General features: G+C 72.7%; 19 protein-coding genes (1 of these 19 running past the window's edge). 8 read left to right on the forward strand and 11 right to left on the reverse strand.

The genetic code is table 11. The features are described from left to right. On the reverse strand, window positions 1-109 hold the 5' end (the start) of the coding sequence (locus M446_RS17500; RefSeq protein WP_012333431.1) for a DUF2076 domain-containing protein. Its footprint begins 683 nt before the window's first position; only the first 109 of its 792 coding nucleotides appear in the window; the start codon lies at window positions 107-109; its stop codon lies beyond the left edge, outside the window. A 320-nt stretch (window positions 110-429) separates the two neighbouring features. Between M446_RS17500 and M446_RS17505 the strand changes: the two genes are divergently transcribed. Then, window positions 430-2,628 carry a malate synthase G gene (locus M446_RS17505; RefSeq protein ID WP_036270269.1) on the forward strand — a complete coding sequence of 733 codons (2,199 nt, stop codon included), beginning with the start codon at window positions 430-432 and terminating at the stop codon, window positions 2,626-2,628. Window positions 2,629-2,672: 44 nt separating this feature from the next. Here M446_RS17505 and M446_RS17510 read toward each other — a convergent pair whose 3' ends face one another. Further along, on the reverse strand, window positions 2,673-3,422 hold the full coding sequence (locus tag M446_RS17510) for a histidine phosphatase family protein (RefSeq protein ID WP_012333433.1): 750 nt from the start codon (window positions 3,420-3,422) through the stop codon (window positions 2,673-2,675). 29 nt (window positions 3,423-3,451) lie between these two features. Between M446_RS17510 and M446_RS17515 the strand changes: the two genes are divergently transcribed. Continuing rightward, window positions 3,452-3,886, forward strand: a complete 435-nt coding sequence (locus M446_RS17515; RefSeq protein ID WP_012333434.1) for a PaaI family thioesterase — start codon at window positions 3,452-3,454, stop codon at window positions 3,884-3,886. A 35-nt stretch (window positions 3,887-3,921) separates the two neighbouring features. Here M446_RS17515 and mtaB read toward each other — a convergent pair whose 3' ends face one another. Together mtaB and dapF are read right to left on the reverse strand one after the other, a co-directional pair. After that, a complete protein-coding gene (mtaB, locus tag M446_RS17520) occupies window positions 3,922-5,193 on the reverse strand; it encodes a tRNA (N(6)-L-threonylcarbamoyladenosine(37)-C(2))-methylthiotransferase MtaB (RefSeq protein WP_012333435.1) in 1,272 nt (423 codons plus the stop codon). Continuing rightward, window positions 5,193-6,074: a diaminopimelate epimerase gene (gene dapF / locus M446_RS17525; protein ID WP_012333436.1), complete on the reverse strand. Its 882-nt coding sequence runs from the start codon at window positions 6,072-6,074 to the stop codon at window positions 5,193-5,195. The genes mtaB and dapF overlap by 1 nt, the downstream gene beginning before the upstream one ends. A gap of 110 nt (window positions 6,075-6,184) precedes the next feature. Here dapF and M446_RS17530 point away from each other — a divergent pair, with 110 nt between their 5' ends. Continuing rightward, entirely contained in the window at window positions 6,185-6,964 is a 780-nt protein-coding gene (locus tag M446_RS17530) for a GyrI-like domain-containing protein (RefSeq protein WP_012333437.1), read from the forward strand. 94 nt (window positions 6,965-7,058) lie between these two features. Here the strand turns inward: M446_RS17530 and M446_RS17535 are convergent, their stop codons facing one another. Genes M446_RS17535 through M446_RS17545 form a run of 3 tightly spaced genes read right to left on the reverse strand, consistent with a single transcriptional unit; the run spans window position 7,059 to window position 8,572 of the window. Next, entirely contained in the window at window positions 7,059-7,649 is a 591-nt protein-coding gene (locus M446_RS17535; protein ID WP_012333438.1) for a DsbE family thiol:disulfide interchange protein, read from the reverse strand. Next, the gene (ccmD, locus tag M446_RS17540; RefSeq protein WP_012333439.1) at window positions 7,646-7,792 is read right to left on the reverse strand and encodes a heme exporter protein CcmD; all 147 of its coding nucleotides are present in this window, start codon (window positions 7,790-7,792) and stop codon (window positions 7,646-7,648) included. Before ccmD ends, M446_RS17535 begins: the two co-directional genes overlap by 4 nt. A 15-nt stretch (window positions 7,793-7,807) precedes the next feature. After that, on the reverse strand, window positions 7,808-8,572 hold the full coding sequence (locus M446_RS17545) for a heme ABC transporter permease (RefSeq protein WP_012333440.1): 765 nt from the start codon (window positions 8,570-8,572) through the stop codon (window positions 7,808-7,810). A gap of 115 nt (window positions 8,573-8,687) precedes the next feature. On the opposite strand from M446_RS17545, the gene M446_RS35520 reads away from it, so the two are divergent. Beyond that, window positions 8,688-8,861, forward strand: coding sequence for a DUF1328 domain-containing protein (locus tag M446_RS35520; protein WP_012333441.1), 174 nt, complete (start codon window positions 8,688-8,690; stop codon window positions 8,859-8,861). A 42-nt stretch (window positions 8,862-8,903) separates the two neighbouring features. Here M446_RS35520 and ccmB read toward each other — a convergent pair whose 3' ends face one another. Together ccmB and ccmA are read right to left on the reverse strand one after the other, a co-directional pair. Continuing rightward, complete coding sequence (ccmB, locus tag M446_RS17555; RefSeq protein ID WP_012333442.1) at window positions 8,904-9,572, reverse strand: heme exporter protein CcmB; 669 nt, start codon at window positions 9,570-9,572, stop codon at window positions 8,904-8,906. Further along, on the reverse strand, window positions 9,569-10,207 hold the full coding sequence (gene ccmA / locus M446_RS17560; protein WP_012333443.1) for a heme ABC exporter ATP-binding protein CcmA: 639 nt from the start codon (window positions 10,205-10,207) through the stop codon (window positions 9,569-9,571). The genes ccmB and ccmA overlap by 4 nt, the downstream gene beginning before the upstream one ends. Window positions 10,208-10,604: 397 nt before the next feature. Here ccmA and acnA point away from each other — a divergent pair, with 397 nt between their 5' ends. Then, on the forward strand, window positions 10,605-13,307 hold the full coding sequence (gene acnA / locus M446_RS17565) for an aconitate hydratase AcnA (protein ID WP_012333444.1): 2,703 nt from the start codon (window positions 10,605-10,607) through the stop codon (window positions 13,305-13,307). Between the two features lie 96 nt (window positions 13,308-13,403). Beyond that, on the forward strand, window positions 13,404-13,709 hold the full coding sequence (locus M446_RS17570; protein ID WP_012333445.1) for a hypothetical protein: 306 nt from the start codon (window positions 13,404-13,406) through the stop codon (window positions 13,707-13,709). Window positions 13,710-13,783: 74 nt separating this feature from the next. On the opposite strand, the gene M446_RS17575 is transcribed toward M446_RS17570, so the two are convergent. Next, a complete protein-coding gene (locus M446_RS17575) occupies window positions 13,784-14,647 on the reverse strand; it encodes a DUF3108 domain-containing protein (protein WP_012333446.1) in 864 nt (287 codons plus the stop codon). A 271-nt stretch (window positions 14,648-14,918) separates the two neighbouring features. Between M446_RS17575 and rpmB the strand changes: the two genes are divergently transcribed. Together rpmB and M446_RS17585 are read left to right on the forward strand one after the other, a co-directional pair. Then, window positions 14,919-15,209, forward strand: a complete 291-nt coding sequence (gene rpmB, locus M446_RS17580) for a 50S ribosomal protein L28 (protein ID WP_012333447.1) — start codon at window positions 14,919-14,921, stop codon at window positions 15,207-15,209. Between the two features lie 257 nt (window positions 15,210-15,466). Next, window positions 15,467-16,624, forward strand: coding sequence for an FIST signal transduction protein (locus tag M446_RS17585; protein WP_012333448.1), 1,158 nt, complete (start codon window positions 15,467-15,469; stop codon window positions 16,622-16,624). A gap of 188 nt (window positions 16,625-16,812) precedes the next feature. Here the strand turns inward: M446_RS17585 and M446_RS17590 are convergent, their stop codons facing one another. Continuing rightward, a complete protein-coding gene (locus tag M446_RS17590) occupies window positions 16,813-17,463 on the reverse strand; it encodes a peroxidase-related enzyme (protein ID WP_012333449.1) in 651 nt (216 codons plus the stop codon). Window positions 17,464-17,560 lie beyond the last annotated feature (97 nt).

A 17,560-nucleotide genomic window follows, 5' to 3' on the forward strand; every position in this document is an offset into this window, starting at 1 on the left:
GGATCTTCTCGGCGATGAACCGCTCCGCGTCGGCATCGCGGGGCTGCTGCGCGGCCTGCTCGAGACGCTGGAAAATGCCGTTGATGACGTCGCGTTCTTCGCTGTTCATGGAGTCGTACTCCTATCGGCACCAGGCAGCGAGACCGCCCGGCGGCCTCCAGATGGGAGGGGCGTTGCTGTTTGTCACGGGGCACGAGAGCCGAAATCGACCGAGTCCCGGCCCCGATGAGATTACGATTTGGTCACCTGCTCTCATCCCGCCGCTCCGCTCGACCGCGGCCGCACTGACCTGACAGTTCGCGAGATTTGAAATGGTTCCGCCTCGGCAGCGTCGCCGCGCCGGCACGCGGCGCCTATCTGGGCCCTGTTTCGCCTGTTAAGGACGGCGCGCGCGGCACGCGTGACGGGCCTGCCGCCGGGAGGATGATGATGGATCGAGAAAAGGTCAGCGGGTTGCAGGTGGCGCGGGTGCTCCACGACTTCGTGGTCCGCGAGGCATTGCCGGGCACGGGCGTGTCGCCCGAGGTGTTCTGGGGCGGGCTCGCCGCCGTCCTGCGCGACCTGACGCCGAGAAACCGCGCCCTGCTCGCCAAGCGCGACGCGCTGCAGGACCGGATCGACGCGTGGCACCGCGAGCGCGCGGGCAGGCCCGTCGACGAGGCCGCCTACGAGAGCTTCCTGCGCGAGATCGGCTATCTCCTGCCCGATCCGGGCCCGGTGCGCGCCCGCACCGAGAACGTGGACGACGAGATCGCCAGCATCGCGGGCCCCCAGCTGGTGGTTCCGGTCTCGAATGCCCGCTACGCCCTCAACGCCGCCAATGCCCGCTGGGGCTCGCTCTACGACGCGTTCTACGGCACCGACGCGATCTCGGACGAGGGCGGCGCGGTCCGCGGCCCGGGCTACAACCGCACCCGCGGCGCCCGCGTCGTCACCCGCGCCCGTGCCTTCCTGGACCGCACCGTGCCGCTCGCGGGCGGGCGCCACGCCGACGTCGTGACCTACGCCATCGAGGGCGGCGCCCTCGTCGGCAACATGAACACCGGCGACACCATCCCGCTGGCGCGGCCCGAGGCCTTCGTCGGCTATCGCGGCCGGGCGAGCATGCCCTCGGCGCTGCTCCTGCGCCACAACGGCCTGCACATCGAGATCGTCCTCGACCGCACCCACCGGATCGGCCGCTTCGACGCCTCGGGCGTGGCCGACATCCTGATCGAATCCGCGATCTCGACCATCATGGACCTGGAGGATTCCGTCGCGGCGGTCGACGCGGACGACAAGGTCGTCGTCTACCGCAACTGGCTCGGCCTGATGAACGGCAGCCTCTCGGCGACGTTCCAGAAGGACGGCCGCGTGCTGGAGCGCCGCCTCAACCCCGACCGGCACTACACCGCCCCGACCGGCGGCGAGGTGACGGTGCCCGGCCGCAGCCTGATGCTGGTGCGCAATGTCGGCCACCACATGTTCACGGACGCGGTGCGCGATGCGGAGGGCAACGAGGTGCCGGAAGGCATCCTCGACGCCGCCGTCACGGCGATGATCGCGATCCACGACCTGCGCAACGAATCCGGCCTGCGCAACAGCCGCAAGGGCTCGGTCTACATCGTCAAGCCGAAGATGCACGGGCCCGAGGAGGTCGCCTTCGCGGTCGAGCTGTTCGGCCGGGTCGAGGCGATGCTGGGCCTGGAGCGCAACACGCTCAAGATGGGCATCATGGACGAGGAGCGCCGCACCACGGTCAACCTCGCCGCCTGCATCAAGGCCGCCGACGAGCGGGTCGTGTTCATCAATACCGGCTTCCTCGACCGCACCGGCGACGAGATCCACACCGCGATGGAGGCGGGACCGGTCATCCGCAAGAACGACATGAAGGCGACGCCCTGGATCAAGGGCTACGAGGAGAACAACGTCGATGTCGGGCTGGCCTGCGGGCTGCTCGGCCGGGCGCAGATCGGCAAGGGCATGTGGGCGGCGCCCGACGCCATGGCCGACATGCTGATGCAGAAGGGGGCCCACCCGAAGGCCGGCGCCAGCACGGCCTGGGTCCCGTCGCCGACCGCCGCGACGCTCCACGCCCTGCACTACCACGAGACCGACGTGCGCGCCCGCCAGGAGGAGCTCGCGCGCCGGCCCCGCTCGGCCCTGCACGAGATCCTGCAGATCCCGCTCGCCCGCTCCAACTTCGCCCCCGACGACGTCCAGCAGGAGATCGACAACAACGCCCAGAGCATCCTCGGCTACGTGGTGCGCTGGATCGATCAGGGCGTCGGCTGCTCCAAGGTCCCGGACATCCACGATGTCGGGCTGATGGAGGACCGCGCCACCCTGCGCATCTCCTCCCAGCACATCGCCAACTGGCTGCACCACGGCGTGGTCAGCGAGGAGCAGGTGATGGAGACGCTCCGGCGGATGGCCAAGGTCGTGGATCGCCAGAATGCCGGCGACCCGCTCTACACGCCGATGGCGCCGGGCTTCGACGGGCCGGCCTTCCGGGCCGCCTGCGACCTCGTCTTCAAGGGCCGCGTGCAGCCGAACGGCTACACCGAGTGGGTGCTGCATGCCCGCCGCCGCGAGGCGAAGGCGGCCGGAGCCCCGACCGAGAAGGCCCGCGAGGGCGCCACGGCGTGACGTCGCGGGCCGGCTCCCCCGGGAGCCGGCCCCGTCGGCAGGCGTCAGGCCGCCGGCCCGCCGCCCTCCAGGCTCGCCCCGAGCCAGGGCTGGCTGTTGACCATCCCGACCCGCCAGCCGGCCCCGTCCGGGCCCTCGTAATGGTCGAGCCGGGTGAGCGAGCAATTCTCCACCGCGAAGGCCAGCCCGCCCTGGGGCGGCAGGGCGAGGGCGAGGGCGATCGCGGCCCGGATCGTGCCGCCATGCGCCACCGCGACGATGTCGCGGCCGCGGTGCTCCGCCGTCAGCTCCGCGATCGCGGCGTGGACTCTCCCGCACAATTCCGAAAAGCTCTCGCCGTTGGGCGGGCGCTCGTCGGCGGGGGCGAACCAGTAGCTGTCCGCCAGGGGCTGCCGCTCGGCGAAGAAGCGGGCGCGCTCCCGGCCCTGCCAGTCGCCGAGATCCTGCTCCGCCAGCGCGGGCAGCACCGTCAGGGCGGGCGCGATCCCGTCGACCGTGAAGTCGCGCGCCTGCCACAGGGCCTCGGCGGTCTGGCGCGTGCGGCCGAGATGGCTCGACACCCAGGCCGCGCCGAGCGGCAGCACCGGGGCGAGGCCCGCGAAGACGTGGGCATCCCCGCAATCGCAGGCGATGTCGGAGCCGCCGTAGATGCGGCCGTTGTCGCCGCGCACGGGCGCGTGGCGCACCCACCACCAGCGGGTGCGGACGAAGGAGGGGGGAGGGGCCTTGCTCATCACCCCGCTATAGCCCGAATTGCCGGGAAGCCCGAATTGCCAGGACGGCGAACGCACCATACCGTCCTTTCGAAATGCGGAGCGGGCGGATGGCGGACGGGGCGGCGGATCTGATCTTCGGGGCGGACATCCCCTTCGCGCGGCTCTGCGGCGTGGAGGCGTTGCGCTTCGCGGAGGGGCGGACGCATCTGCGCCTCGCCCTCGGGCCCGCGCACGCCAACAATCTCGGCATCGCGCACGGGGGCGTCCTGTGCACGCTCCTCGACATTGCCATGGGGACGGCGGCGCGGCTCAATGTGGGGCGGCCGGTGGTGACGCTCGACATGCAGACGCGCTTCCTGTCGCCGGGACGGGGCGTGCTCCTGGCGGAGGGGCGCGTGGTGCGGGCCGGGCAGTCGATCCTGTTCTGCGACGCCGAGGTGCGCGCCGAGGGCGGCGCCCTCGTCGCCACGGCGAGCGGCGTGTTCAAGCCGACCGGCCTCGCCGAGCCGACCTCGCGGCCGGCCGGCGCGGCGAGCCCGTGAGGGAGCCGCGCCTCACGCGGCCAGGACGCCGCGCCTCACGCGGCCAGGAGTGTGCGCCCGTCGTGACCGGTGATGGCGAGGCGGCGCAGCGTGCCGGGCGCGACGCCCTCCGGCAGCCGCACCGGCAGGAACCCTTCCGTGCGGCCGGTGCCGCCGCGCTCGGCCAGCACCTCGCGCCGCTGCCCGACCTCCGCGGCGAGGCGGCGGGCGAGGGCGGCGGCGCCCGCCTCGCGCAGCCGCGCCGCCCGGGCGCGCGCGACCTCGCCCGGGACCTGCGGCATCCGCGCGGCCGGCGTCTCCGGGCGTGGCGAGTACGGGAAGACGTGGAGCTGCGTCAGCCCGCATTCCTCCACCAGGGCGAGCGAGCGGGCGAACTGCGCCTCGGTCTCCGTCGGGAAGCCCGCGATCAGGTCGGCGCCGAGCACGATCTCCGGCCGCAGGCGCCGGACCGTCTCGCAGAAGGCGACGGCGTCGGCGCGGGTGTGCCGGCGCCTCATGCGCTTGAGGACGAGGTCGTCCCCCGCCTGCAGCGACAGGTGCAGCTGCGGCATCAGCCGCGGCTCGGTCGCCAGCGCGTCGAGGAGGTCGGCATCCGCCTCGACCGAATCGATCGAGGACAGGCGCAGCCGGGCGAGGTCGGGCAGCGCCCGCAGCAGCGCCTTGACGAGACCCCCGAGGCCCGTCCCCGCGCCGAGATCCCGGCCGTAGGCCGTAAGGTCGATTCCGGTCAGCACGATCTCGCGGACCCCGTCCTCGACGAGATCCCGCGCCTGGGCGATCGCCGCCGCGACCGGCAGCGAGCGCGAGGGGCCGCGCCCGAACGGGATCACGCAGAAGGTGCAGCGGTGGTCGCAGCCGTTCTGCACCGGCAGGAAGGCCCGGGTGCGGCCCGGCATGCGGGGCGCGGGGGCGGGCGAGGCGTGCCGCACCGCCATGACGGCGCCGACGCCAGCGGGATCCGGCGCCGCCCGGCTCTCGCCCGACCAAGTTCCGCCCGACCAAGCCCCGTCCGACCACGTCGCCGGCGCGAGCTTTGCGTGGTTGCCGACGAGGCCGGAGACCTCCGGCATCGCCCGGTAGGCCCGCGCCTCGACCTCGGCGCCGCAGCCGGTGACGACGATCCGAAGCCCGGGCCGCTCGCGCGCCGCCTGCCGGATCGCCTTGCGCGCCTGGCGGGTCGCCTCCGCGGTGACCGCGCAGGTATTCACGACCAGGAGGTCGCCGCCCGCCGGCCCGGCCGCCCTCCTGACCGCCTCGCCCTCGACGGCGTTGAGGCGGCAGCCGAAGCTCAGCACCTCCACGGGCATCAGGCCGCGCCCGCGAACAGGGCAGGGGGGAAGCGGCCCTCCCATTCGAGCTCCGTCGGCCCGGTCATCCGCACGTGGTCGTCCTCGCCCCAGGCGATCACGAGGTCGCCGCCCGGCAGGGTCACGGTGGCGCGCCGGCCGGTCAGCCGCAGCCGCGCCGCCGCCACCAGGGCGGCGCAGGCCGCCGAGCCGCAGGCCCGGGTGAGGCCGGCGCCGCGCTCCCACACGCGCAGCCGGATGCGGTCCGCCGCGACCACCTGGGCGAGCGAGATGTTGGCCCGCTCCGGGAAGAGCGGATGCGCTTCGAGGAGCGGCCCGATCCGGCCGAGATCGTAGGTCTCGGGATCGCGGTCGACGAAGAACACCGCGTGCGGGTTGCCCATGCTGACCACGCCCGGCGAGTGCAGGATCGGCGCATCGATCGGTCCGATCTGCAATTCGATCCGCCGCGTGTCCGGGAAGGGCTCCGAGAGCGGGATCTCGTCCCAGCGCAGGTGCGGGGGGCCCATGTCGACGGTGAAATCCGTGTCGGAGACGCGGGTGACGGCGAGCAGCCCCGCCGCGCTCTCCAGGGTGAGCTGCTCGCCCGCGCGCCCCATGACCGGATCGGCGCGCATCGCCCAGGCGACGCAGCGGGTGCCGTTGCCGCAGGCGCCGGATTCCGAGCCGTCCCGGTTGTAGATCCGCAGGCGGGCGTCGGTGCCGGGCGTGACCGGATCGTGAAGCACCATGAGCTGGTCGAAGCGGGAGCGGGGATCGGCCGCGATGGCCCGCGCCTCCTCGGGCCGCACCACGTGGCTGCTGGCGCGCAGGTCCAGCACCACGATCTCGTTGCCGAGACCGTTCATCTTCAGGAAGCGGTGATCCGCGAGGGGGGACATGGGTGTGGCGGCTCGTCTTCAGGTCGCCCGTATATGGCCCGAAACGCCGCCGCGCGCGAGCGCCGCTCTCGCCGGGGCAGGCGAACCGGATTACGGTCTCGCCCGTTCGGATGGTGGCGCACGGCGCCGGCCCGACCCCCGATCCCGACCGGAGCGCTTCGCCCGTGATTGTGTCCCGTCTCCCGCTCGCCGCGCTCGGATTGGCCCTCGCCCTCGCCGCCGGATCGGGCGCCCCGCGGGCCCAGCAACCGCCCGCGCAGGCCAACCCGCTCCCGACCACCACCGATCCGGGGCCGGGGCCCCGCTCCGGCGAGGCGCCGGCCCCGCCGCTGCCCGAGAAGGCGGTGCCGCCGGGCCCCGCGCCGGCCGGCCCGCGCCAGACCCTGGTGCCGAATCCCGGGGATCCCTCGGACGTGGACGAGGTGATGCTGCCGGCCAAGCCCGCCGCGATCCTCGCCGGCAACGCCAAGTGGGACGCGGCGGTGCCGACCCTGCGCGACGCCTTCGCGCGGCTGGAGGGCGACCTCGCCAAGGCGGGCGTGCGGGCGGTGGGCCGGCCGGTCGCGGTCTTCACCCGCACGGACGACGACGGGTTCCAGTTCGAGGCGATGCTGCCGATCGAGCAGGTGCCGGACCCGAGGCCCGCCGGCCTGCCGGCCGATCTCCGCTTCGGCAGCACGCCGAGCGGCAAGGCCCTGCGCTTCGTGCACAAGGGCGCCTACGACGAGATCGACCAGACCTACGAGACGGTGACGGCCTATCTCGACGCCAAGGGCATCATCGTCCAGGACGCCTTCGTGGAGGAGTACCTGACCGACCTGAGGAGCGCGAGCGACACCGGGCTCGAGGTGAACATCTACGCGCTGCCGAAGGAGGGTGGGCCGCGGTGATACGACGTCCGACTGATCCGGGATCCGCTGCGGTCAACCGGAGCCCGGATCAGACCATCCGGCGGCCGGCCTGACCCGGCGCCGGCCCGCCCGCCTACTTCGCCGCGGCCCGCACCTTCTCCAGGAAGCTCTCGTAATTCTCCGCCGTCAGGATGCCGACGAGCTTGTCGCGGATGCGGCCGTCCGGGCCGATGATGAAGGTCTCGGGCACCCCGTAGACCCCGAAATCGATGCCGACGCGCCCACTCTCGTCCATGCCCACGGCCCGGAACGGGTTGCCGTGGCGGCCGAGGAAGCGCCGCCCGTTCTCGGGCGCGTCCTTGTAGTCGATGCCGACGAGGTTCACCCCGTCGCGCGACAGGCGCATCAGCATCGGGTGCTCGATCTGGCAGGGCGCGCACCAGGACGCCCAGACGTTGAGCACCGTCACCTTGCCGGCGAAATCGGCGCTGGCGAGGCCCGGCACCGGCCCGTCCTGCCCCGCGAGGCCGGGCAGCCCGGGCAGCGCGAAGGCGGGGGCCGGGCGGCCGATCAGGGCCGAGGGCACCGCCGAGGGGTCGTAGCCCCGCGTGAGCAGGCGCCCGAGGAAGATCCCGGCCAGCGCGAGGAAGACCACGAGCGGCAGCAGGAAGAGGATCCGGCCGCGCCGGGCGGACGCCGCCTCGGCCTCGTCGGCGGCGCTCACGCGTCCCTCCCGTCCTGGAGCCGCGCCAGGGCGCGGCGCTGGGCGCGGAAATCGAGCACGGCGTGCAGGATCAGCGCCGCGACCACCAGGGCCGTGAAGGCGTAGGAGGCGAGGATGAAGGTGGCGTGCGGTCCGAGATCCACGGCGGGTCCGATCGGTCAGGCGATTTGGGGCGTCGGCACGGCGTCGAGCCGCTCCGCTTCGAGGATCGCCAGCGTCCGCACCCGGCGGCGCAGGATCTCGGTGCGCATCGTCGCGAGGTGCAGCGTGATCCCGAGCACCGAGAAGGCCGCGATCATCACCAGCAGCGGGTAGAGCATGGTCGGGTGGATGGTCGGCCCACCCATCCGCAGGATCGAGGCCGGCTGGTGCAGCGTCGACCACCAGTTCACCGAGAACTTGATGATCGGCAGGTTGACGGCGCCGACCAGGGTGAGGATCGCCACCGCCCGGGCGGCCCGGCCCGGATCCTCGATGGTGCGCCACAGCGCGAGCAGCCCGCAATAGATCAGCAGCAGCACCAGCATCGAGGTCAGGCGCGCGTCCCAGACCCAGTAGGTGCCCCACATCGGCTTGCCCCAGAGCGAGCCGGTGACGAGGCAGATCAGCGTGAAGGCGGCGCCGATCGGGGCGGCGGCGCGCTGCGCCACGTCGGCCAGCGGGTGGCGCCAGACCAGCGTGCCGAGCGCCGAGACCGTCATCGCCCCGTAGAAGAACACGCCGAGCCACGCGGCCGGCACGTGCAGGAACATGATCCGCACCGTCTCGCCCTGCTGGTAATCGGCGGGCGCGACGAAGAACGACAGGTAGAGGCCCGCGGCCAGCAGCACGGCGCTGAGGCCGCCGAGCCAGGGCAGGGCGGCGCCCGACCAGCGCATGAAGTGGCTCGGCTGCGCGAGCCGGGTGAGGAGGCCTTGTGCCATGGGGCGGGATCTAGCCCGGGGCCGCGGCCGCCCGCAATGCGGATGATCGGCGCATCACGGAACGCGCGCGGGAGAACCCCGTTGGGGTGCGGTTTCTCGGTCAAGGTTCCGCGACATGCTGAAATGGGCCCTCATCTTCTTCGTGGTCTCGCTGGTAGCGGGCGCGCTCGGATTCACCAACGTGGCGGCGGGCGCCCGCGGGATCGCCCGCCTGCTGTTCGGCCTCTTCCTCGTCGTCGCCGTGGTGATCGTGGTGGTCGCCTTCGCGCTCGGGCAGGCGGTGTTCTGAGCCTCGCGGCCGAGCCGGGGGCGCCGCGCGCGGCGGCGCGGGTCACTCGCTGGCGCGCAGCGCCGCGGCGGCCCCGAGCGTGCCGACGACGCCCGCCACCAGGCTGAGCGCGCCCAGGATCATGAGCGGCGTCGCGAAGGGCACGGTGCCGCCCGTGGCGGCCTCCGCCGCCGAGACCCCGAAGATCAGGGTCGGGATCATCAGGGGCAGCACCACCACGGCGAGGATCAGCCCGCCGCGGCGGATCGAGGCGGTGAGCGCGGCGCCCACCGCCCCGATGAAGGTGAGGGCGGGCGAGCCCACGAGGAGCGTCAGGCTCGTCGCCGCCATGGCGGTCGGCGTGAGCGCCACCAGGAGCCCGAAGAGCGGCGCCGCGAGGGCGAGCGGCAGGCCGGTCGTCAGCCAATGGGCCAGGGCCTTGGCCAGCACCACGAGTTCGAGCGGCACCGGCGCCCCCGTGAGGAGGTCGAGGGAGCCGTCCTCCTCGTCGGCCTGGAACAGCCGGTCGAGGCCGATCAGGGTCGCCAGCACGGCCGAGAGCCACAGGATGGCCGGGCCGATCCGGGACAGGAGGTTGAGGTCGGGTCCGAGCGCGAAGGGCACCAGCACCACGATCATCAGGAAGAAGACGAGCGACAGGGCGCCCGAGCCGCCGATGCGGCCGGCGAGCCGCAGGTCGCGCAGGAGCACCGCGAGGAAGGAGCGGGTCATCGGGCGGCCTCGGCGAGGGGGTCGAGGCGCGCCGGGCGATGGGCCTCGATGGCGATCTCGCGGGCGCCCTCGAGCCCGAGCGCCTGGTGGGTCGCCGCGATCACGAGGCCGCCCTCGCGCAGGTGGGCGCGCATCAGCGCGGCGAGGATGCCCTGCGAGGCGACGTCGAGGGCGGCGGTCGGCTCGTCGAGGAGCCAGAGCGGGCGGCGGCAGACGAGGAGCCGCGCGAGCGCGACCCGCCGCCGCTGCCCGGCCGACAGGTAGGCGACCGGCAGGCCCGCCGCGTGGGCGAGCCCCATCCGGCCGAGCGCCTCGCGGGGCGACAGCGCCGCCTCGCCGAGGAGGTCGCGGGCGAAGGCGAGGTTCTCCTCGGCGGTGAGCGCGCTCTTGAGCCCGTCCCGGTGGCCGACCCCGTGCAGGCATTCGGGGATCGTGCGCTCGCCGACATCCTCCGCGCGCAGCCGCCCGGCCTCCGGCGCGAGACGCCCGGAGACGAGGGCGAGCAGGGTGGACTTGCCCGCGCCGTTGCGGCCCGTCACGACCAGCGCCTCGCCGGGGCCGAGGGCGAAGGAGAGGCCGGAGAAGATGCGCCGCCCCGAGCGGCGGCAGGCGAGCCCCTCGGCGATCAGCCGCACGGGGCCGCCCCGGCCGCGCCCGCGACGCCGCGTCCCGGCCCGCCAGGGAAGGGCGCGCGCCGCCCCCCGGGCGCGTCCCGGTGCCGCCTCGCCTGCGCGTCTCGTCTCGCCACCTCACACCCCCGTAGCGGCCACATTCGAAGTGTTCTATACGCATCCCTGGCTGCGCCGCGCGACCTTGAAGGCGTCCAAACCGTCTCTCGCGCAATCCCAGTCCGGGCACCCCCGGGGCGGCGCGCGCACCGTGGCCCTCCCGGCCCTGCCCGGGATGCCGCACGGGAAGCGGAGTCGTGCCCGCACAGGGGACCGGCGCCGCTCGCGCATCCGGCCGAACACATGACGTCTGGCGCAGGTCATCCCTGCGCCGTGTTCGACAACCCCTCGCGAGGACCACGCCGTGGCTTCCATCGACAGCTTCAAATCCCGTCAGACCCTGCAGATCGGCGCGAAGGCTTACGCCTACTACTCCATCCCTGAGGCCGAGAAGAACGGCCTGCCGGACGCGGGCCGGCTGCCCTTCTCGATGAAGGTGCTGCTGGAGAACCTGCTGCGCTTCGAGGACGACCGCTCCGTCAAGCGGGCCGACATCGAGGCCGTGACCGCCTGGCTCGACAACCGCGGCAAGGTCGAGACCGAGATCGCCTTCCGGCCCTCGCGCGTGCTGATGCAGGACTTCACCGGCGTGCCGGCCGTGGTCGACCTCGCGGCCATGCGCGACGCCATGGTGGCGCTCGGCGGCGACCCGAAGAAGATCAACCCGCTCGTGCCGGTCGATCTCGTCATCGACCACTCCGTGATCGTGGACGAGTTCGGCACCCCGAAGGCGCTGGCCGACAACGTCGCCCTCGAATACGAGCGCAACGGCGAGCGCTACACCTTCCTCAAGTGGGGCCAGACGGCGTTCGACAACTTCTCCGTGGTGCCGCCCGGCACCGGCATCTGCCACCAGGTCAACCTCGAGTACCTCGCCCAGACGGTCTGGACCAAGGCCTTCGAGAACGGGCAGGAACTGGCCTATCCGGACAGCCTCGTCGGCACCGATTCGCACACCACGATGGTGAACGGCCTGGCGGTGCTGGGCTGGGGCGTCGGCGGCATCGAGGCCGAGGCGGCGATGCTCGGCCAGCCGCTCTCGATGCTGATCCCCGAGGTGGTCGGCTTCAAGCTCTCGGGCAAGCTGCCGGAGGGCACCACCGCCACCGACCTCGTGCTGACCGTCACCCAGATGCTGCGCAAGAAGGGCGTGGTCGGCAAGTTCGTGGAGTTCTACGGCCCCGGCCTCGACGACATGGCGGTGGCCGACCGCGCCACGATCTCCAACATGGCGCCCGAATACGGCGCGACCTGCGGCTTCTTCCCGGTCGACGCCAAGACCATCGACTTCCTGAAGGTCACCGGCCGCGCCGACGAGCGCATCGCGCTGGTCGAGGCCTACGCCAAGGCGCAGGGGATGTGGCGCGACGCCGCGACCCCCGACCCGGTCTTCACCGACACGCTGGAACTCGACCTCGCCGACGTGAAGCCCTCGCTCGCCGGCCCCAAGCGCCCGCAGGACCGGGTGCTGCTCGATTCCGCCAAGGCCGGCTTCGCCGCCTCGATGGAGAGCGAGTTCCGCAAGGCCGCCGACATCGCCAAGCGCTACCCGGTCGAGGGCGCCAATTTCGACATCGGCCACGGCGACGTGGTGATCGCGGCGATCACCTCCTGCACCAACACCTCGAACCCGAGCGTGATGATCGGGGCGGGGCTGCTCGCCCGCAACGCCGTCGCCAAGGGCCTGCGCTCGAAGCCCTGGGTGAAGACCTCGCTCGCCCCCGGCTCGCAGGTCGTCGCCGAGTACCTGGAGAAGGCCGGGCTGCAGCAGAGCCTCGACGCGCTCGGCTTCAACCTCGTCGGCTTCGGCTGCACCACCTGCATCGGCAATTCCGGCCCGCTGCCGGCGCCGATCTCCAAGGCGATCAACGACAACGACGTGGTCGCGGCCGCCGTGCTGTCGGGCAACCGCAACTTCGAGGGCCGGGTGAATCCGGACGTGCGGGCGAACTACCTCGCCTCGCCGCCCCTCGTCGTCGCCTACGCGCTCGCCGGCTCGCTCCAGGTCGACCTGACCCGGGAGCCGCTCGGCACCGGCTCGGACGGCAAGCCGGTCTACCTGAAGGACATCTGGCCGTCCTCGGCGGAGGTGAACGCCTTCATCGAGCAGACCATCACCTCCGCCCTGTTCAAGAGCCGCTACGCCGACGTGTTCGGCGGCGACGCGAACTGGAAGGCGGTCGAGGTGACCCCGGCCCAGACCTTCCAGTGGAATTCCGGCTCCACCTACGTGCAGAACCCGCCCTACTTCGTGGGCATGGAGAAGACCCCGGCGCCGGTCACCGACATCGTCGGCGCCCGCATCCTCGGGCTGTTCCTCGACTCGATCACCACCGACCACATCTCGCCCGCGGGCAACATCCGGGCGGCCTCGCCGGCCGGCGCCTACCTGCAGGAGCATCAGGTCCGGGTGCAGGACTTCAACCAGTACGGCACGCGGCGCGGCAACCACGAAGTCATGATGCGGGGCACCTTCGCCAACATCCGCATCAAGAACCAGATGGTCCGCGACGCGTCCGGCACGGTGGTGGAGGGCGGCTGGACCCTCTACCAGCCTACGGCTGAGAAGATGTTCATCTACGACGCGGCGATGCGCTACCAGCAGGAGGGCACGCCGCTGGTCGTGTTCGCCGGCAAGGAATACGGCACCGGCTCGTCGCGCGACTGGGCGGCCAAGGGCACGAAGCTGCTCGGGGTGCGGGCGGTCATCGCCGAGAGCTTCGAGCGCATCCACCGCTCGAACCTCGTCGGCATGGGCGTGGTGCCGCTGGTCTTCCAGGGCGACACGACCTGGGCCTCCCTCGGCCTCAAGGGCGACGAGACCGTGACGATCCGCGGCCTCGCCGGGGAGCTGAAGCCGCGCCAGACCCTGGTGGCGGAGATCACCGGGGCGGACGGCGCGACCCGGGAGGTGCCGCTCACCTGCCGGATCGACACCCTCGACGAGCTGGAATACTTCCGCAACGGCGGCATCCTTCCCTACGTGCTGCGCCAGCTCGCGGCGTGACCGAACGGGCCGGGCGCCCGCCCGGCCCCTCCCGAGGGCCCTTCCGCGCCGCGGAGGGGCCTTTTTGCTGGGCGCCGCGCCCCCCGGAGACAGCGCATGACCGCGGATGACAAGATCAACGGCCTCACCGTCCTGTCGGCGAGCCACGGCGAGATGATCGCCCGCCTGTCGGAGGCCCAGGCCGACGTGGCGGCCAAGCAGGTGGCGCTGCAGATGGCGATCGGCTTCCTCGCCCGGATCCTGCGCGGGATCGATTCCGACCATTACCGCCACGAACTCGGCGGCTACCTCGCGATGCTGGAGGACGCGCTCACCCGCGACGACCCGGATTCGGACCTCGCCAAGCGGGTGCTCGCCACCGTGCGGGCGACCCTGGAGACCGGCGACGCCGAGGAGGAGTGATCCGGGATCCGCTCGATCGAAGCGGATCCCGGATCACGAGCCTGCGCGGCGCCTGAGGGACGCCGACAGCCGCATTACTGCGCCACCGCGGCGGCCTGCGTGGCCTGCGCCTCGGCGCCGGACTGGGTCCAGCGCGTCGCCTCGATGATGTTGGTGCCGAGCATCGTGCGCACCGAGATGCGCAGGGGCAGCAGCACCCGCGCGCCCTCGACCGGGGCGAGCCACACCGACATGTCGGTGTTCTCCTCCATGAACTTCACGCCCGGCTTGTCGGGCCGGTGGCCCGTGATCGGCCGGTAGCGGGCGTTGCAGACCAGGACCGGCCCCGCATAGCCCGGCTTCTCCACCCGGCGGGTCTCGCCGTAGCTCAGGATCACGTCGAACCGGCTCGCCCCGTCGAAGACCGGGATCACCCGGTTGCAATTCTGCGGGTCGGTGAGGTCGCCCCGTCCCTGGGCGGGCATCAGCAGCGCGCTCACCGGATCGACCACGGCCCGCTTGCTCGCCGCGTCGACCGGCACCCGCTCGGGATCGACCAGGAGCGGCGGCACGATCTCGGAGGCGACCACGTTGCCCCGCGCCAGCGCCATCCGGACGGTGATCGAGGTGCTCGACGAGTGCGAGGACACCGCGAAGGTGCCGGGGATCGGGCGCCCGGACCCCGCGACCCCCGAGGCCCGGCCCGAGCCGTAGCCGCCGGTGATCGCGCCGACGAGGCCCGTGAGCTTGGCCGTCACGTCCATCCGGTAGCGCTGGCCCTCGATCGCTCCCGTCATCTGCGCGGTCCCGATCGGCACGCCGGCCAGCATGATGCCGTAATCCACCGTCACCGCGGTCGCGGCCGCCCGTGCGCGGGCCGCCGCGGCAGGGTCCGCCGGCCCCATCCCGAGCAGCAGGCCCGGGGCGAGGAGGGCCGGGAGGAAGGGCTTGGCACGCATGGCACAGACCGTGGTGAGGGGACGCGGGACGAGCCCGCCATCCGCAGGAATCGCGCGGCATCGTGACGAGTTTAAGGTTAACGCTTCGTCTCGGCGCCCGCGGGCGCGCGGACGTGACGCCGCTCACGCTTGACGAAACCGCCCTCTCTCCCCTATAGGCGCGAGCCTTCCTGGCTTTCGCGCGGTCCGGTCGCCGCCGCGGTCGCTGTTCCAGCGCCCGGCGTGAGCGTCAAGCGGCCCGTGGCCTATCGGATTGTGAAGGACTGATACCATGTCGCGTCGCTGCGAACTCACCGGCAAGGCCGTGCTCACCGGCCACTTGGTGAGCCACTCGAACCGCAAGACCAAGCGCCGGTTCCTGCCGAACCTGTGCAACGTCACCCTGCTCTCCGACACGCTCGGCCGCTCCGTGCGCCTGCGCATCTCGGCCAACGCCCTGCGCTCGGTCGAGCACCGGGGCGGGCTCGACGCCTTCCTGGTCAAGGCCGGCGAGCAGGACCTGTCGCAGAACGCGCGCCTGCTGAAGCGCGAGATCGAGAAGAAGCTCGCCGCCGCGGCCTGAGCGGCCCCCGCCGGGCGCGGCGTTCCGCGCCGCCGGCGGGGCCCCCGGGCACCCGATCGAGAGCCGCCGCCCGACCCGGGCCGGCGGCTCTTCGCGTCCGGGGCGTCTTCGCGCCCGGGGCGGGATCGCGGCTGTGACGCCGTGTCGGGGCGGCCGCCCTTGCCGCGCTGCGCGTTCTGCCGCAGCGTGCCGCCCAACAGCCCGGCCGTGCCGGGATCCATCGGCCCGCTCGCGGCCGGGGTTGAGGGAGGCGTCCCGTGACGAAGGGTGGGCGCGCGCATCTGTGCGGCGTGCAGACCGCGTGGTCGGAGCTGGACCGGGCCGAGGAGGCCGTGGCGGCCATCGCCGACGCGATCGACGCGCGGCGGGTCGGCCAGCTCCTCGTCTTCTTCTCGCCCGCCTACGGGGCCGACGCGGTCGCGGCGGCGCTGGCGCGCCGCTTCCCGGGCATTCCGGTGGCGGGCTGCACCTCCTCGGGGGAGATCAGCCCGGCGGGCGGCCTCGATCGCGGCCTCGTCGCGGTCGCCTTCCCGCGCGAGGGCTTCCGGGTCGTCTCGACCGTGCTCGCCGACGTGGAGCAGCTCGACGTCGAGGCGGCGGTGGCCCGCGTGCGCAGCCTGCGCCTGCGCCTCGGCACCGAGGGGGCGGAGTACGGCCAGCGCTTCGCGATCTCGCTCATCGACAGCCTGACGCTGGCCGAGGAGCGGGTGACCTCGGCGGTCGCCTTCGGCCTCGACGCGATCCCCCTGGTGGGCGGCTCGGCGGGCGACGCGCTCACCTTCGCCCACACGGCGCTGATCCACGACGGGGTGGTCCATCACGGCGCGGCGATCCTGCTCATCGTGGCGACCGACCACCCGATCCAGGTGTTCAAGACCGACAACCTGGAGCCGCGGGCGGTGAAGTTCGTGGTCACCCAGACCGACGCCGAGCATCGCACGGTGCGCGAGCTCAACGCCGAGCCGGCCGCGGCCGAGTACGCGCGGGCGCTCGGCCTGCAGCCCGAGATGCTGACCCCGACGGTGTTCGCGGCCAATCCGCTCGCCGTGCGGGTCGGGGGCGACTACTTCTGCCGCTCGATCCACCGCCTCAACCCGGACGGCTCGCTGAGCTTCCTGTGCGCGGTCGACGAGGGGGTCGTGCTGACGCTGGCCGGCCGCAAGGATCTCGTGGCGACGACCCGGGACGAGCTCGCCCGGCTCGACGCGTCGCTCGGCGGCCTCGACCTCGTCATCGGCTTCGACTGCGTGCTGCGCCGGCTCGACGCCGAGTCGCACCAGGTCCGCCACCGCCTGTCCGATCTCTATCGCCGCTACAACGTGATCGGGTTCGAGACCTTCGGCGAGCAGTACCGGGCGATCCACCTCAACCACACCTTCACGGGAATCGCGATCGGGGCGGGGTCGCGGGCGTGAGGGCGCGCCGCATCCCGGCGCGCGGGTGATCCGCGCGGCCGCGCCGGCAGCGCCCTCCTCGCCGCGCGCCATCCCGGCGGCCCGGGACGCCGACGCATCGGGCCGTCGCCGATGGCGGACCCGGGCTTCGCTCAGGCGCCGCGCGGGCTTGTGATACGTTTTCCGGAAGTGATCTTCCGGAAAACGTATCAGACCTTCGGCAAGGCGCGCGCGTCGCCGTGGTAGGAGCGGTTCGGCCGCATGTCGACCGCCGAGGCCATGCGGTTCGTCATGTTGAAGAAGCTCGCCACCGCCGCGATGTCCCAGATGTCCTTGTCGGTGAAGCCGGCATCGCGCAGCGCCTCGCGGTCCTCCTCCTCCACCGTCCAGGGCGCCTCGGTGAGCGCCACCGCGAAGTCGAGCATCGCCCGGTGGCGCGGCGAGAGCGACGCGGCCCGGTAGTTCATCACCAGCATCTCGCCGAGGACCGGGTCGCCCGAGAGCACGCGCACCGCCGCCCCGTGCGCGGTCAGGCAGTAGTAGCAGCGATTGGCGCTCGACACCGCCACAGCGATCATCTCGCGCTCCAGCTTCGACAGGCCCGACGGCGCCAGCATCAGGTCGCTGTAGAAGGACACGAAGGCGTCGAGCTTGGCCGCGTCGTGCGCGTAGGCGAGCAGCACGTTCGGCACGAAGCCGATCTTCTCCCGGCACTTGTCGAAATAGGCGGCGAGGTCGGGGGGCAGCTCGGCCGCCGGCTCCAGGTCGAGGGCCATCACGGCGCCCTCGGTCTCCTGGAGGCGCGGGTGCTCGCCGACCTCCTCCTTGGCCACCTTCCTCTTCGGCTTCGCCCCGGCCATCGCGTCGTCTCCCTGTCGTCGCGACTGAGCTATAGATCGGGAAACGCACGCGGACGAGACGCCAGGGTTGCGGGCCGCCGAGGTCTATGTCACCCGT

Source organism: Methylobacterium sp. 4-46 (genome assembly GCF_000019365.1).
GTDB lineage: Bacteria > Pseudomonadota > Alphaproteobacteria > Rhizobiales > Beijerinckiaceae > Methylobacterium.